The sequence below is a fragment of the Actinomadura terrae genome, assembly GCF_022751215.1.
In the GTDB taxonomy this organism is placed as follows: Bacteria; Actinomycetota; Actinomycetes; order Streptosporangiales; family Streptosporangiaceae; genus Spirillospora; species Spirillospora terrae.
In genome coordinates, this window is record NZ_JAICDG010000001.1 from 1,330,372 (window position 1) to 1,344,890 (window position 14,519).

The following is a 14,519-nucleotide window of genomic DNA, read 5'->3' on the forward strand; positions in this document are numbered from 1 at the left end:
GGCGGTGTCGTCCCTGCTCGTTACCGGGGTGGGGAACAGAATGTGGCGGGGACGACACGCCGGACTTGTGAACTTCGCACGCGCGGCGGACCATCTCACTAACGTGGCCGATGCGATGACGGTGGAAATGGGGTTGCCGGGCCTGGGGCCGGACGGTGACGACGAACGCCCGCGCGGCGAGACCGACGAGAACTCCGGGGGCGACGACTCCGGGGACGGCGGCGCGCCCGCCGGGCGGCGGAGACGTCCGCTCTGGGTCACGGTCCCGCTGGCGGTCATCGCCGGAATCGTCGCGATCGCCGTGCTCACGCCGCTGACCGTCGCCGCGCGGGTCTGGTACCAGGCCCGCCAGGACGAGCGGCCCCGCTCCGACGCGATCATCGTGCTCGGCGCCGCGCAGTACAACGGAGTCCCGTCCCCGACGTTGCAGTGGCGGCTCCAGCACGCCCTCGACCTCTACCGCGCCGGGGTCGCGCCCGCGATCGTCACCGTGGGCGGCAAGGCGCCCGGCGACAACTTCACCGAGGCCGAGTCCGGCCGCAGATGGCTGATCCGCAGGGGCGGCGTCCCGGCGTCCAAGGTCGTCGCGGTGCCGGTCGGCCGCGACACGCTGGAGAGCTTCAAGGCCGTCGGCAAGGAGTTCGAGCGGCTGCACTGGTCGTCCGGCGTGATCGTCACCGACCCCTGGCACGGCCTGCGCTCCAAGCGGATGGCCGAGGACAACGGCATCGACGCGGCCGCGTCGCCGACCCGCAGCGGGCCGAGCGTCCAGACCCGCGACACCCAGCTCCAGTACATCGTGCGGGAGACGGGCGGCTACCTGTCCTACGTCCTGCTGGGCAAGAGCGTGAAGACGCCCAGCGAGACCATCAAGATCATCCATGGCGATCCGACGGCGCCCGCCTCGCCCTCCGGGACGCCGAATCCTTGACCCCGGCCTCTTTCTCGGTGGTCATCTCACTGTTACGGGCCGGTTCTATCCTGAAGGCACATGACTGAGCGAGCGGGTACTGGACGAGCATGACCGACCAAGCTGAGCGCGGCCGCGGCTACTCGGTGCACGACCGGCTGCGGTGGGCGTCCGAGCCCGCCAAGCGCCGCGACCGGACCGCGTTCGAACGCGACCGCGCCCGCGTCCTGCACAGCGCCGCCCTGCGCAGGCTCGCGGCCAAGACGCAGGTCGCCTCGCCCGGCGCCGACGCCGGAGCCGACAACGTGCAGTCCCTGCGCACCCGGCTCACCCACTCGCTGGAGTGCGCGCAGGTGGGACGGGAGCTCGGCAAGTCCCTCGGCTGCGACCCCGACCTCGTCGAGGCGGCGTGCCTGTCCCACGACATCGGGCACCCGCCGTTCGGGCACAACGGCGAGTTCGCGCTCGACATCGTCGCCCGCGACTGCGGCGGGTTCGAGGGCAACGCGCAGAGCCTGCGCGTCCTGACCCGGCTGGAGCCCAAGTCGTTCGCGCCGGACGGCCCGCCCCTGCACGGCCGCAGCGTCGGCCTCAACCTCACCCGCGCCGCCCTGGACGCGGCGATGAAGTACCCCTGGGCGCAGGACGAGGCCGTCAACGGCAAGTTCGGCGTGTACGACGACGACCGGGACGTCGCCGCCTGGGTCCGGGAGGACGCGCCCGAGGGGCGCCCGTGCTTCGAGGCGCAGGTCATGGACTGGAGCGACGACGTCGCCTACTCCGTCCACGACCTGGAGGACGCGCTGGTCGCCGGGCACATCGACTTCGCCCGGCTGGCCGACCCCGCCGAGCGCCGCCTGGTCGCCGCCACCGCCACCAAGCTCTACTGCGCCGACGCCGACCTCGCCGAGTTGGAGGAGCGGTTCGCGACGCTGCTCGCCGAGCCGTACTGGCCCGACCGCTATGACGGCACGCCGCGCAGCCTCGCCGCCCTCAAGAACCTCGCCAGCACGCTCATCGGGCGGTTCTGCCTCGCCGCCGAGACCGCGACCCGGGAGGCCTACGGCACCCGCCCGCTCACCCGGTACGCGGCGCAGCTGATCGTCCCGCGCGCGCAGCGGCTGGAGAACGCCCTGCTCAAGGGGATCACGGCGCACTATGTGTGGATCAGCCACGAGGAGGTCAGGGCCCGGCAGCGGACGCTGGTCACCGAGCTCGCCGAGATGATGATCGCCGGGGCGCCGGAGACCCTCGACCCCGGGTTCCGCGAGGCCTACACCGCCGCGGCCGACGACGCCGCGCGGCTGCGCGCCGTCATCGACCAGATCGCCTCGTTGACCGACCTGTCGGCGGTCGCACGGCACGCCATGCTCGGCGGCGGCGCCCGCTGAGCTAGCGTGGAAGGCGTCGGGGCGGACGCTCCGGCGCGGCGTTTCAGCCGCGGACGATGACTCTTGTCTCAGCACAGAGGCCGCTGTAGGGATGACGCAGTAGGGCAGTACGGATGAGAAGGGGTCACCTAAAGGAGGTCGCCATGCCCGAGGGGACGTTCGTCATCGCAGGCGCCAGCCTGGCAGGGGCCAAGGCGGCGGAGACGCTCCGCGAGGAGGGCTTCGCCGGACGGGTGCTGCTGCTCGGCGAGGAGATCGAGCGGCCCTACGAGCGGCCCCCGCTGTCCAAGGGCTTCCTCCTCGACCAGGAACCGCGCGACAAGGCGCACGTCCACGAGGCCGACTGGTACGACAAGCACGACGTGGAGCTGCGGCTCGGCGTCACGGTCGCCTCGATCGACCCGGCCGCGCACGAGGTGCGGCTGTCGACCAAGGAGCCGGTTCCCTACGACAAGCTGCTGCTGGCGACCGGCGCGACCCCCCGCCGTCTGGAGGTCCCGGGGGCCAGGCTCCAGGGCATCCACTACCTGCGGACCATGGCCGACTCGGCCGCCCTCAAGCAGGCGCTCGCGCACGGCGGCCGCCGCGTCGTCGTCGCCGGGGCCGGCTGGATCGGGCTGGAGACCGCCGCCGCGGCGCGCACCTACGGCAACGACGTGACGGTGATCGAGCCCGAGCCCGCGCCGCTGCACGCCTCCGTCGGCCCCGAGATCGGCGGGATCTTCGCCGCGCTGCACCGCGAGCACGGCGTCGACCTGCGGCTCGACCAGGGCGTCGCCGGGTTCTGGGGCGCCGGGCAGGTGTCGGCGGTCGTCACCTCCGGCGGCGCCGAGGTACCGGCGGACGTGGTGATCGTCGGCATCGGCGTCCGGCCCAACACCCGGCTCGCCGAGGAGGCGGGCCTGGAGGTGTCGGACGGCGTGCTCGTCGACGCCTCGCTCCGCACGTCCGATCCTGACATCTATGCCGCCGGGGACGTCGCCAACGCCTACAACCCGCTGCTCGGCCGCCGGATCCGGGTGGAGCACTGGGCGAACGCGCTGAACGGGGGCGCCGCCGCGGCGCGCGCCATGCTCGGGCGGGACGTCAGCTACGACCGGGTGCCCTATTTCTTCTCCGACCAGTACGACCTCGGCATGGAGATGTCGGGGGTCGCCTCGCCCGGCGAGTACGACGAGATCGTCTACCGGGGGGACGTGGAGGGGCGTGAGTTCATCGCGTTCTGGCTGTCGGGCGGACGCGTGGTGGGGGGTATGAACGTCAACGTGTGGGACGTCACGGGGGACATCCAGGACTTGATCCGGTCCGGCCAGCCCGTCGACAAGGCCCGCTTGATCGACCCCGGAACGCCTCTCGCCGACCTGGCCTCGTAGTTCTCCGCACCTTTGGCGGGGTCGGCTTGAGGTCGGCCTTGTGGTGTGGGTGGGATTTCTGCGGGGCTTGGCCTTCTTGTGAGATTCGGCCTGCTCGTGGTCGGCCTTCGGGGCGGCTTGGGCTTGTGGTTCGGCTCGGCCTTCAGGGGGTTGGGCTTGCGTGTGTTGGGCTTTCCGTGAGGCTCGGGCTTGTGGGGCTTGGCCTTTGGAGGGCCTGCGTTCGAGGCGATGATCTTTTTCTGGTTGACCGGTTCCGTGGGGGTTTGGGGGGACGTAGGGTCGTCCGGGTGGTGACGGAGAAGATCGCGCTGCCCGTCCGGGCGAGGGTCGCGGTGACGGTGGCGTTCACCGTCCACGGGATGATCGGAGTCACCTGGGTACCCCGGATTCCCCAGATCAAGGAGGAGCTCGGGCTGGGCGACGGCGCGATGGGCGTCGCGCTGCTCGGTGCTCCCGTCGGGGTCGCGATCGGCGTCCGGTTCACCGGGGCGATCGTCGCCCGCCTGGGCAGCCGCGCGACGACGCTGCTGGGCGGGTTCACGGGCGCCCTGTCCCTCATTCCGCTCGGGCTCGCCTGGAACCTCGGCGCGCTGATCTGCTCCCTGGTGCTGTTCGGGGCCGCGCTCGGGGTGATGGACGTGGCCATGAACGCCCAGGGCGTCGCCGTCGAACGCGACTACGGGCGGCCTCTGATGTCCAGCATGCACGGCTGGTACAGCATCGGGTCCCTCCTGACCGCTCTGGTGGGCTCCGGCGCGGCGCATGCCCACGTCCCGGTGGCGGCGCATCTCGCCACGGCGACGGTCGTCCTGAGCTTGGTGCTGGTGGTCGGCTGCCGAGATCTGTTGGATCGTTCCGCTGATGTTGTGCCCGAGGCACCGCCGACCGCTTCGGGTGGTGATTCCTCTGGTTCGGGTGGGCGGTGGCTGCTCGTCACGCTCGGGATCATCGGGCTCTGCTCCTTCGTCGGCGAGGGAGCCATGGCCGACTGGAGTGCGATCTACCTGCGGGAGAGCCTCGGCACCGGGCCTGGCGCCGCCGGGCTCGGCTTCGCCGGCTGCGCTGTCGCGATGACCGTCGGACGGCTCACCGGGGACAGGGTCGTCGCGCGGTTCGGTCCCGTCCGGGTGATGCGCGCCGGGTCCTTGATCGCCGCCGGCGGCCTCGCGTTCGGGCTCGTCGCCCGCGACCCGGTCGCCGCCGTGGCCGGGTTCACGCTGTTCGGGCTCGGTGTCGCCGTCGTCGCGCCCGTCACCTTCAGCGCCGCCGGAAACATTCCCGGAGTCCCCGCGGCGACCGGCATCTCCCGCGTCACCGCCGTCGGCTACGGCGGGCTGCTCGGCGGCCCGCCCGTCATCGGCTTCGTCGCGCAGGGCGTCGGGCTCGGCTGGGCGCTGGCCGTGCCGGTCGCGCTCGTCGGCCTGATATTCCTGCTGGCCCCGGCCGCCGCCACCGCCGGGCGCTGACCTTTTGCCCGGGTTGTGACATTGGCGTATGTCCAGCTCGGGTAAGGTCTGGGCGAGTGAGCACCATGCAGCGGTCAAGACCGGTCAAAACGGTCGCGTCCGCCCAGGCCTACCGCACGTTCTTTCGCGAGCTGCTGAGCTTCGGCTTCGTGGGAGGCGTCGGTACCCTCATCACGATCTTCGGCGCGAACCTGATGCGCGCCTGGCTCGGCGGCAGCCCCGTCACGAGCGTGGTCGTGCCTACCGTGGTGTCCACGATCACCTCGTACCTCGCCAACCGCTTCTGGACGTTCCGCCACCGCGACAGCGACGGCTCCGGCCGCGAGGTCGTCGTCTTCTTCGCGCTCAACGGCGTCGGGCTGCTGATCCAGATCCTCTGCACCGGCTTCACCTACTACACCCTCGGCCTCCACGGCGGTCTGTCCTACAACCTCGGCCTCCTGGCGGGCGTCGGGCTCGGCGCCGCCTTCCGCTACTGGTCGTACCGGAAATGGGTCTTTACGCCCGCGGCCGCCTGAGCCGGTCGGGAATGCTTCGCCGGTCGGGAATGCTTCGCGCCGTGGCCCGGTCGTACACATCATGAGCACGAACCTCCAGGACCGTCCGAGCCGGCTCGACGACGAGTGGGCCCAGCACCGTCCCGCCGTGTTCGGTGTCGCCTACCGCATCACCGGCAGCGTCGCCGACGCCGAGGACATCGTCCAGGACGTCTGGCTGCGCGCCGCCGCCCAGGAGTCGCTGGACGGCATCCGGGACCTGCGCGCCTGGCTCGTCACCGTCTCCGCGCGGCGTGCCTACGACGTGCTCGGCACCGCCCGCGCGCGCCGCGTCGACTACGTCGGGCCGTGGCTGCCCGAACCGCTGCTGACCGGCCCCGATGTCGCCGACAAGGTTCTCGTGGACGACACCGTCGGTACCGCGATGATGCTGGTCCTGGAGGAGCTGTCGCCGCCCGAGCGGGTCGCCTTCGTGCTGCGCCGGGCGTTCGACGTGCCCTACGAGCAGATCGCCGAGGTGCTGGGGAAGTCGCCCGCCGCGTGCCGCCAGCTCGCGTCCCGCGCCGGACGCAAGGTCACGGCGGCGCGGCCCGCCCGGGTGCCGTCCCGGGCCGAGCGCGAGCGGGTGCTCACCGCGTTCCGCGCCGCGTATGAGAAGGGCGACGCGACGGCGCTGATGGAGCTCCTCGACCCGGACGCGACCTACACGACGGACGGCGGCGGCAAGGTCTTCGCCGCCCGCAAGATCATCAGGGGTGCGGCGCGGGTCGCCCACATTCTGCTGCGGGTGGGGGCGCAGAAGTCGGTGCGCTTCACTCCGGCGGAGGTCAACGGCGAACCGGCGTTGCTTGTGCTCGGTCCTCGTGGACTTGGCGGTTCTGGTGGGTCTGGTGGGTCTGGTGGGTCTGGTGGTGTTCGGGTGCGTGCCATTGACACCGTGGAGATCGAGAATGGGCGCATCACGGCCTACCGCCGTGTGATCAACCCCGACAAGCTCCCTTCGCTCCACGTTCGTTCGTAGTCGTTCCTCTGGGCTCGTTTCCGCTGTCACACGTGCTTGGTCTGCGGCGTCTCCCTGGTGACAAGGACATCGACTAGGGAGCGATCATGCCACGCATGCTCATGCAGGAGGCCACGCCCGAGGTCTACAGCGGGTTCATGAACATCGGCCGCCTGATCCGGCAGGGGCCGCTGGACGGCAAGGTGCAGGAGCTCATCAAGATCCGCGCGTCCCAGTTGAACGGCTGCGCCTACTGCGTCGACGCCCACATCCGGGACGCCCGCGCGAAGGGTGAGCCGGAGGAGCGCATGCACCACCTCACCATCTGGCGTAAGTCGTACCTGTACACCGAGGCGGAGCGCGCCGCTCTCGCCTACACCGAGGCCGTCACCCTGCGGGAGCCGGTCAGCGACGAACTCTGGGAGGAGCTGTGCAAGCACTACCCGGACGCGCGTGAGCGGGGTGATCTCGTCGGGCTGGTGTCGCTGATCAACGCCCTCAACCTGTTCGGCGTTCCGCTGCGGCTCGAACCTACTCCTCGGGATTGATGCTTTTCTCCAGTCTTCAATCTTCAAACTCCATTCGTGATTCGTAGCCGTGCGGTGGTGGCGGCGCTGCGTACGGGGCCGCCCCTCCAAAGTCAAGGGCGCTTCGCGTCGCTTCGCGATGGGACTTCGTCCCACCCTTGACTTTGGAGCCTCTGCGGCCCCTGGGTGCAGCTTTCGTCGGGCAGGCTCCGCCTGCCCCCTGCCCGACGCGCCGCCACCACCGCCCAATTCCGGCAATTCGTGCGCATTTGCTTTTCATGAAGTGGATCTTGAATTGGTCTCCTAAATTATCTGTAAATGAGGCCTGATATCGGTGGTCTCGGGGTCGACTATTCGATATTATTTGTGTATGCGTTCGATGATGATCGATCTCGATGAGGCGTCCACCGAGGATTTGGTGGGCGTCGCAGCGGCGGTCGCGGCCGAGTTGGCCCATCGGACGCCTCCGGAGTCTTCGGCCGTGTGCCTGGAACTGACTCGTACTCTGGCCGGTGCCATTGACCAGCAGGAGAGCTGTCTGGCCGGGTTGGTCGGTGTATTCGACGCCGCCGGCGAGGTGCGGCGGTGGGGGGCGCCGTCTACTCGGGCGTGGCTGCGGTCGGAGTTGGGGTTGCGCGACCAGCGCGCCAACGAGCGCCTTACGGTGGCGCGGCAGCGCCATCGGTTGCCCCGGGTCGCCAAATTGTGGGCGGCGGGGGAGTTGTCGCACGGATACGCCTCCACTATCGCCGGTGCGGTCACCCGGTTGGACGACGATGATTGCGTTATCGCTGAAGACCTTTTGCTCGGCATGGTGGATCAGGGATTCTCGGCAGGGAAGGTGGCGGCGTTCGGCAGGCGGATCGGTGAGGTGATCGCCGAACGCGATGGCACCGAGCGGCCCGACGGCGATGTGCGGCGCGGATACGCCCGGTCGTGGTTGACCTCTACGCGTTCGCTGGACGGGGGCCGCTACCTGAAGGGGTGGCTCAACGCCGAGGATTCGGCGGTGTTCGACGGGGCGCTGGCCTCCTTGGCCAAGCCCGCCGGGGTTGATGACCGGCGTGATCTGTCGGAGCGGACGGCGGCGGCGTTGACCGGGGTGCTGGCGGGCGGGCACACCGCCACGAAGGTGACCGTGATCTGCGACCTGGACACCCTGACCGGCGCCGATGCCCCCGCCCGCCTGACCGACGGCACGCCGATCCCCGCCGAACAGGCCCGCAGGATCGCCCTCAACGCCGGGGTGTCACCGTTACTGCTGGCGGGCGGGAACGTACCGCTCTACCTGGGGCATCGGGTGCGGTTCGCCAATGCCGGGCAGCGCCGTGTCCTGGAGACCTTGTATCCCACGTGCGCGGTGCGGGGATGCGAGGTCCCTGGAAGTCTGTGCGAGGTCGATCATGTCAAGGGGTGGGCCCTGGGGCGCGGTCCTACCGACATCGATCAGCTGGCCCTGTGCTGCGGCTGGCACAACCGTTTCAAGCACACGAATGCCGAACAGGTCCAGATCGAAAAGGGCCCGGCGGGGAACTACACCTACCGCATCCTTCCTCCGGACGGAGTCACCCGCCACCTCGTACAGCCCGAGGGGCCGTGAGGGGCGGGTTTCGTCCGCGTAAGGCTTGTTACTGCGAGTTCGCGAAGGTGATGTAGCCGCCGGTGTCGGGGAAGGCGGTCAGGGGGCCGCTCTTCCGTTCGACTGCCTTGTGGTCTGGTGACTTCGGTGCCGGGAGGTATTGGCACGGAATGGCTCGTCCGCTGACCAGGTAGGTGCCGATCGAGGTCGCGGATCCGGCGCGGTGGCCGCTCTGGTCGAAGACGCCGGAGGTGGTCATCGTCCAGATCATGAACTGGCCGGGGCGGAAATGGTTCGGGTTGATCGTCATCTTCCAGCCGTGGTCCGGCTGCGGGAGATCGCTCGGCACGGTGTAGAGGCCGTCCGGCATGCTGTACACGTTCGGTGGTAGGTCATCCTGCTTGGCATAGGGCTGCGGGCAGACCCTTCCCTCCGGGATGGAGTACACGGTTGCCGGTACGCCCTGTGAGCGCAGTTCTCGGGAGAGCGCGTCGGCATCGCGCGAGTCCAGGATCTTCTGCGTGACCTTGACCGTCACCAGGCCGGACGGGTCCCGGGTGACCGCGTAGGCGGGCTGGGCGCTGCCCGGCCAGGCCAGCAGGCCACCGGTGACCGCGAGCGCCGTGCCAGCCGCCCCCGCCAGGCCCCACGCCGACCGTCGCACACGGCGGCGCTGCGGCTGGAACGCCGACGCGCCCTGCTCCGCCTTGGCGGCGACCGCCGCTTTCAGTTCGATCAGCCGCCGTTCCTGGTAGCCCGCGAGCGGGGCTTCGTCGGTGGAGAGGCCGCTCATGAGGAGGCTCCTTTCGCCAAGGGGGACGTCGCACTGGCGGGTGGCCGGGCGGGTGTCGCATGGTTCGGGAAGGCTGCCTTCAGCCGTTTACGGGCCCGGTGCAGCCGGACTCGGGCGGTGCCGTCGCGGATGCCCAGCGCGGCGGCCGCCTCGGCCAGGGGCAGGCCGTCCAGGTCGACGAGTTCGATGACACTGCGCAGCCGTTCGGGCAGGACGGTAAGCGTCGCGTACAGGCCCCGTGCCGCTCGCTGGGCGTCGATCTGCTCCTCCAGCCGGGCGATGTCGTCGCCGTCCAGGTGGCGGTGCCCTCCCGCTCGTTGGGCCTTGTCGAGTTCACCGGCGTGGCGCCGCCATTCGGCGGCCACGACGTTCCGGGCGATGCCCAGCAACCACGCTCGTGGAGTTCCTCTGCCGTCCTGATATCGCTCGGCGGAATCGATCGCGGCCAGGAATGCCTCGGTGGTCAGATCGTCGATCGTGTGAGGATCGGAGATCCGGCGGGCCACGAAGCGGGTCACGTCCGCGACGTGCCGCCGATAGAACACCTCCAGCGCCGCCGGGTCGCGACCGATCGCGGCGACGTCCACCGGGCTCAAGGCCGGTTTCCCATCTCCCATCCCATGGCCTCCCACTGTGTGCTGTTTGCTCTTCTTGGTGGGAGCGCCTCGTCCTGTTACATCTACTCGACGGGCTGAGCCTCGTGGGTGGCCGGTCTACATCGTGTATTGACCTGGAGTGCGCTCCAGGTGCGATCCTGCTGGGGTGAGTTACTCCCCGGCAGAGGCCGCCGAGCAGAGCGGGTTCAGCATCGACACGTTGCGCTACTACGAGAAGATCGGGTTGCTGGCGGGCATCGCGCGCAACTCGGCCGGGCGGCGGGTGTTCAGCGACGACGACCTGCTGTGGCTGAAGATGCTGCGGTGCCTGCGCGGGACCGGGATGCCGATCGCGGAGATGCTGCGCTACTCCGAGCTCGCCCGGGGCGGTGAGGTGACCGTCCAGGAGCGGCTTGCGCTGCTACAGGACCACGATCGGCGGGTGGAGGAGCAGATCGCCAGGCTGCGGGAGCAGCAGGAGCAGATCCAGTTCAAGATCGGCTTCTATCAGGGGGCGCTCTGCGAGACCGCTCCGGCCGAGTCCCTCCAAGCGACCGCCTGACTCCACCCGCCCTTTTCAGCCGCTACGGTCCCCGTGCGTCGCGGTCAGCGGTGGTCGGATCTTGCCGGTCAGTGCCGGTCAGGAGTTCTTCCGCGCGCGTCCAGGTCGTGGGCGGGGTGAAGTCGCCGGTCTCCCAGGTGTGGGACGCGAGGTGGCCCCGGTCGCGGAAGCGCCGCATGATCGCTACGTGCGGTTTCCAGCCGACGAAGCGGAGGAGGTCGGCCTCGGTGCGCCAGACCGAGACGGAGCCGGTGCGGCGCTGGAGGGGGACCGCCCAGAGCCAGAGGCCGATGGCGCCCTCCATCTCGGGCCAGGCGCTGCGGAGCTCCGTCCCGGCCCGGTAGATCGACGGGAGGTCGCGGGCCCGGCCGGTGAAGTCGGTGACGCTGACCAGGACGGTGTCCTCGGCGGCGGCGGGGCCACGGGTCCAGTGCGTCCTCCAGATCCTCACGGGGTGCGGCCGAGGAGGGCGAGCAGGCGCCTGCCGGGGGTGTCGCCGGGGGAGGACGCGACGGCCGTGTCGAAGCTGGCGCCGGGGCCGCGGCCGTCGGCGGGGACGATGGCGGCGACCTTGAGGGACGCGGTGAGGAGCTCCTCGGACGGCTCCCAGGGGGCGCCGATCGCGGTCGCGACGTCCCAGGCGTGGACGACCAGGTCGACGAAGTGGAAGCTGATCGCCAGGGCGGCGGGGAAGCCGCCGCCGTCGCGGACCTCGGGGAGGAGGAACTCCTGGTCCAGGGACGCCTCGGCGAAGGCGGTGGTGACGAGCCCGGCGGACGCCTTCGCGGCGGCGACGTGGTCGGTGCCGAGGTCTCCGTTGCGCCAGTGGGCGAGGCGGGCGCCGTCGCCGCGTGCCGCGGCGGCGAAGCCCTCGTCCTGGCTCACCTGGTGGCGGAGGAGGCCGTGCAGGGTCCAGTCGGCGCAGGGGGTCGGCAGCGTGAGCTGCGCGGGGCGCACCTGCTCGACGGCCGCGAGGTAGAGGTCGAACGCCTTCCGGTCGAGAGGGCGGAAGTCGGTGTTCAGCAGTTCGGACAGCATGAAGGCAACGCTAGGAACTCGGAGAGGCCCAAGTACAGGGCCAAAATTGCAGGAAATGGTTGAGCCGATTTAGGGTCGGGACCGTGGATCTGCATGTGAGCCTGGAGGGCCGCAGGGACCTCGCCGGGCAGATCTACCGGCAGCTCCGCGCGGCGATCCTGGACGGACGGCTGCGCCCGGGCGAGGCGCTGCCGCCGACGCGGGAGCTGGCGCGGCGGCTGGAGATCTCCCGCAACACGGTCGCGGTCGCCTACGACCGGCTGACGGCGGAGGGGTTCCTCGACGGCCGGGTGGGCGCGGGGACGTTCGTCAAGGAGGCGGGGCCGGTGTCGCGGGGGGCGCCGGAGGCCTCGCCATTGCGGGCGCGGGCGGTCTGGGACGAGATCACGGTGTGGCCCAGGTGGATGCCGGGCGTGCGGTGGGACTTCCGCGTCGGGGTGCCCGACGTGCGGCTGTTCCCCTACGAGTCGTGGCGGCGGATCATGGCGGGGCGGCTGCGGCCCTCGGCGCTGGACGATCCGGCCGCGGCGGGGGACCCGGCGGGGCTGCCCGAGCTGCGGCGGGCGATCGCCCGGCACGTGGGCGTCTCGCGGTCGGTGCGGGCCGGGGCCGACGACGTGGTCGTCACGTCGGGGATCCAGCAGGCCCTGGACCTGATCGTGCGGGTGCTGCTGGAGCCGGGGGACGTCGTGGCCGTCGAGGACCCCGGGTATCCGCCCGCGCGGCTGGTGCTGACGGCGGCGGGGATGCGGGTGCGGGGCGTCCCGGTGGACACGGAGGGGCTGCGGGTCGACGCGCTTCCGGAGGACGCGCGGGCCGTCTACGTCACGCCGTCCCACCAGTTCCCGCTGGGCATGCCGATGTCGCTGCCGAGGCGGCGGGCGCTGCTGGACTGGGCGCGGCGACGGGACGTGGTCGTCGTGGAGGACGACTACGACACCGAGTACCGGTACGGCGGCCGTCCGATCGAGCCGTTGCAGAGCCTCGACGAGGACGGCCGGGTCCTCTACCTGGGCACGTTCTCCAAGATCATGCGGCCGGTGCTGCGGCTGGGGTTCCTGGTGGCGCCGCCCGCGCTGCACCGCGCGTTCCGCATGGCGCGGTACGTCTCGTCCTGGCACTCGGACATGCCGACGCAGGCGGCGCTGGCCCGGTTCATCGACGAGGGGCTGCTGGCGCGCCATATCCGCCGGTCGCGGCGCGAGTACCAGGCGCGGCACGAGCGGATCGCCGGGTTGATCGGTGACGCGGCGGGCAGCGGGCTCGCGGTCGTTCCGTCGGTCGCGGGGCTGCATCTGAGCGCCACACTTCCAGAGGGCACCGATGACGTCGCGCTCGCCCGGCGCGCGCTCGCCGAGGGGATCGGGCTGTTCGCGCTGTCGGAGTTCGCCGTCACGGGAGCGGGCAGGCCGGGGCTGGTGTTCGGCTACGGCTCGGTGACGCCGCCGGAGATCGACGCGGGGTTCGCGCGGCTCCGCGAGGTCATCGCGGGACGGGCGTGACGCGTCGGCCGTCGGCGCCGAACAGCAGGATCCGGTCCAGGTCGACGGTGAGGGCGACGCGGTCGCCGCGGTTCGGGCGGCCGCCGGGGCCGACGCGGAAGATCAGGTCGGAGCGGCGGTGGTGGCCGGCGTGCTCCTCGGGCTCGGGCTCGCCGCCGCTGTCGTCGCGTCCGCCCAGCAGGGCGCGGAGGCGGTCGACGAGGCGGGCGGGCTCGGGCTCGGGCGGGGCGGGCGGCGCGACCCGTCCGACCTCGCTCGCGTCGACGGTGGGGATGCCCGCCTCGGCGTAGGCGAGCCACTCGTGCCCGTGGAACTCCAGGGCCCGCACCTGCCCGGACAGGACGGTGCCGGGACGCGCCGGGGCGCCCGGCTCGATCGGGACCAGCGTGTCGGGCCGGATTCCGACGATCACCGCCTGGCCGTGGTGGCTGATCAGCGACGCGGCGCGCGGGTCGTCCCAGGGGAGGTTGAGGCGCTGCGGGCCGAGGTCGAGCAGCAGGCCCTCGCCCTCGACGGCCCACAGCGTCGCCTGGAACATGTTCATCGGCGGGTTGCTGAGGAACGCGGCGACGAACGCCGTCGCGGGGTCGGCGTAGACCTGCTCGGGGGTGCCGACGTCCTCCAGGACGCCGTCGCGCAGCACCGCCATCCGGTCGGCCATCGTCATGGCCTCGACCTGGTCGTGCGTGACGTAGACGGTGGTGGTGCCGCTGGAGCGTACCAACGCGGCGATCTCGACGCGCAGCTCCGTGCGCAGGCCCGCGTCCAGGCTGGACAGCGGCTCGTCCATCAGGAACAGCGACGGCTCGCGGATCAGCGCCCGCCCGATCGCGGCGCGCTGGCGCTGCCCGCCCGACAGCGTGCCCGGCAGCCGGTCGATCATGGTGTTGAGGCCGAGCGCGCGGGCCAGCTCGACGACCTTCGCGGTCGCCTGCGCGCGGTCGTCGCCCGACACCTCCAGCGGGAACATCATGTTGCCGCGGACGGTGCGGTGCGGGTAGAGCGCGCCCTCCTGGAACACCATTGCAACGTTCCGATCGCGTGGTTGCAGCTCGTTGGCGACGGCCCCGTTCAACCACAGGATTCCGGAGGTGATCTCCTCCAGCCCGGCGATCATGCGCAGGATCGTGGACTTGCCGCAGCCGGACGGTCCGAGCAGGACGAAGAGCTCGCCGTCGTTGATGCGGAGCCGGATGTTCCGCACGGCGGTATGGCCGCTGGGGTACACCTTCTCGACGCCGTCGAGCACAACATCGGTCATGGGCGCCGCCTGGGGGTGGGTCGT

General features: G+C 71.0%; 15 protein-coding genes. 10 read left to right on the top strand and 5 right to left on the bottom strand.

Annotation, left to right across the window (positions count from 1 at the left end; translation table 11 throughout):
- Window positions 1-115 precede the first annotated feature (115 nt).
- From K2F47_RS05875 to K2F47_RS05910, 8 genes are all read left to right on the top strand, one after another.
- Entirely contained in the window at window positions 116-931 is an 816-nt protein-coding gene (locus K2F47_RS05875) for a YdcF family protein (protein WP_242901694.1), read from the top strand.
- An 89-nt stretch (window positions 932-1,020) separates the two neighbouring features.
- Window positions 1,021-2,301 carry a deoxyguanosinetriphosphate triphosphohydrolase gene (locus K2F47_RS05880; RefSeq protein WP_242901695.1) on the top strand — a complete coding sequence of 427 codons (1,281 nt, stop codon included), beginning with the start codon at window positions 1,021-1,023 and terminating at the stop codon, window positions 2,299-2,301.
- Window positions 2,302-2,444: 143 nt separating this feature from the next.
- Window positions 2,445-3,674 (top strand): NAD(P)/FAD-dependent oxidoreductase, encoded by a 1,230-nt coding sequence (locus tag K2F47_RS05885; RefSeq protein ID WP_242901696.1) that lies wholly within the window; start codon window positions 2,445-2,447, stop codon window positions 3,672-3,674.
- Between the two features lie 287 nt (window positions 3,675-3,961).
- On the top strand, window positions 3,962-5,140 hold the full coding sequence (locus K2F47_RS05890) for an MFS transporter (protein ID WP_242901697.1): 1,179 nt from the start codon (window positions 3,962-3,964) through the stop codon (window positions 5,138-5,140).
- Window positions 5,141-5,205: 65 nt separating this feature from the next.
- Window positions 5,206-5,658 carry a GtrA family protein gene (locus tag K2F47_RS05895; RefSeq protein ID WP_242902585.1) on the top strand — a complete coding sequence of 151 codons (453 nt, stop codon included), beginning with the start codon at window positions 5,206-5,208 and terminating at the stop codon, window positions 5,656-5,658.
- Window positions 5,659-5,719: 61 nt separating this feature from the next.
- Window positions 5,720-6,658 (top strand): RNA polymerase sigma factor SigJ, encoded by a 939-nt coding sequence (gene sigJ / locus K2F47_RS05900; protein ID WP_242901698.1) that lies wholly within the window; start codon window positions 5,720-5,722, stop codon window positions 6,656-6,658.
- Window positions 6,659-6,744: 86 nt separating this feature from the next.
- Window positions 6,745-7,185, top strand: coding sequence for a carboxymuconolactone decarboxylase family protein (locus K2F47_RS05905; RefSeq protein ID WP_242901699.1), 441 nt, complete (start codon window positions 6,745-6,747; stop codon window positions 7,183-7,185).
- A 349-nt stretch (window positions 7,186-7,534) separates the two neighbouring features.
- Window positions 7,535-8,764, top strand: a complete 1,230-nt coding sequence (locus K2F47_RS05910) for an HNH endonuclease signature motif containing protein (protein WP_242901700.1) — start codon at window positions 7,535-7,537, stop codon at window positions 8,762-8,764.
- 28 nt (window positions 8,765-8,792) lie between these two features.
- Here the strand turns inward: K2F47_RS05910 and K2F47_RS05915 are convergent, their stop codons facing one another.
- Both K2F47_RS05915 and K2F47_RS05920 read right to left on the bottom strand, forming a co-directional pair.
- Window positions 8,793-9,536 (bottom strand): hypothetical protein, encoded by a 744-nt coding sequence (locus tag K2F47_RS05915; RefSeq protein ID WP_242901701.1) that lies wholly within the window; start codon window positions 9,534-9,536, stop codon window positions 8,793-8,795.
- Entirely contained in the window at window positions 9,533-10,153 is a 621-nt protein-coding gene (locus K2F47_RS05920; RefSeq protein ID WP_242901702.1) for an RNA polymerase sigma factor, read from the bottom strand. The genes K2F47_RS05915 and K2F47_RS05920 overlap by 4 nt, the downstream gene beginning before the upstream one ends.
- 145 nt (window positions 10,154-10,298) lie before the next feature.
- Between K2F47_RS05920 and K2F47_RS05925 the strand changes: the two genes are divergently transcribed.
- A complete protein-coding gene (locus K2F47_RS05925; protein ID WP_242901703.1) occupies window positions 10,299-10,694 on the top strand; it encodes a MerR family transcriptional regulator in 396 nt (131 codons plus the stop codon).
- Between the two features lie 22 nt (window positions 10,695-10,716).
- On the opposite strand, the gene K2F47_RS05930 is transcribed toward K2F47_RS05925, so the two are convergent.
- Together K2F47_RS05930 and K2F47_RS05935 are read right to left on the bottom strand one after the other, a co-directional pair.
- Window positions 10,717-11,145, bottom strand: coding sequence for a hypothetical protein (locus K2F47_RS05930; protein ID WP_242901704.1), 429 nt, complete (start codon window positions 11,143-11,145; stop codon window positions 10,717-10,719).
- The gene (locus K2F47_RS05935) at window positions 11,142-11,732 is read right to left on the bottom strand and encodes a TIGR03086 family metal-binding protein (RefSeq protein ID WP_242901705.1); all 591 of its coding nucleotides are present in this window, start codon (window positions 11,730-11,732) and stop codon (window positions 11,142-11,144) included. The genes K2F47_RS05930 and K2F47_RS05935 overlap by 4 nt, the downstream gene beginning before the upstream one ends.
- Before the next feature lie 83 nt (window positions 11,733-11,815).
- Between K2F47_RS05935 and pdxR the strand changes: the two genes are divergently transcribed.
- Complete coding sequence (gene pdxR / locus K2F47_RS05940) at window positions 11,816-13,234, top strand: MocR-like pyridoxine biosynthesis transcription factor PdxR (RefSeq protein WP_242901706.1); 1,419 nt, start codon at window positions 11,816-11,818, stop codon at window positions 13,232-13,234.
- Here pdxR and K2F47_RS05945 read toward each other — a convergent pair.
- Window positions 13,215-14,495 (bottom strand): ABC transporter ATP-binding protein, encoded by a 1,281-nt coding sequence (locus tag K2F47_RS05945; RefSeq protein WP_242901707.1) that lies wholly within the window; start codon window positions 14,493-14,495, stop codon window positions 13,215-13,217. The genes pdxR and K2F47_RS05945 overlap by 20 nt on opposite strands.
- Window positions 14,496-14,519: the final 24 nt, after the last annotated feature.

Excerpts from the sequence above, each read along its gene's own strand:
- K2F47_RS05875 (WP_242901694.1), top strand. The coding sequence starts at position 116 with ATGACGGTGGAAATGGGGTTGCCGGGCCTGGGGCCGGACGGTGACGAC.
- K2F47_RS05880 (WP_242901695.1), top strand. The coding sequence starts at position 1,021 with ATGACCGACCAAGCTGAGCGCGGCCGCGGCTACTCGGTGCACGACCGG.
- K2F47_RS05885 (WP_242901696.1), top strand. The coding sequence starts at position 2,445 with ATGCCCGAGGGGACGTTCGTCATCGCAGGCGCCAGCCTGGCAGGGGCC.
- K2F47_RS05895 (WP_242902585.1), top strand. The coding sequence starts at position 5,206 with ATGCAGCGGTCAAGACCGGTCAAAACGGTCGCGTCCGCCCAGGCCTAC.
- sigJ (WP_242901698.1), top strand. The coding sequence starts at position 5,720 with ATGAGCACGAACCTCCAGGACCGTCCGAGCCGGCTCGACGACGAGTGG.
- K2F47_RS05905 (WP_242901699.1), top strand. The coding sequence starts at position 6,745 with ATGCCACGCATGCTCATGCAGGAGGCCACGCCCGAGGTCTACAGCGGG.
- K2F47_RS05910 (WP_242901700.1), top strand. The coding sequence starts at position 7,535 with ATGCGTTCGATGATGATCGATCTCGATGAGGCGTCCACCGAGGATTTG.
- K2F47_RS05915 (WP_242901701.1), bottom strand. The coding sequence starts at position 9,536 with ATGAGCGGCCTCTCCACCGACGAAGCCCCGCTCGCGGGCTACCAGGAA.
- K2F47_RS05920 (WP_242901702.1), bottom strand. The coding sequence starts at position 10,153 with ATGGGAGATGGGAAACCGGCCTTGAGCCCGGTGGACGTCGCCGCGATC.
- K2F47_RS05935 (WP_242901705.1), bottom strand. The coding sequence starts at position 11,732 with ATGCTGTCCGAACTGCTGAACACCGACTTCCGCCCTCTCGACCGGAAG.
- K2F47_RS05945 (WP_242901707.1), bottom strand. The coding sequence starts at position 14,495 with ATGACCGATGTTGTGCTCGACGGCGTCGAGAAGGTGTACCCCAGCGGC.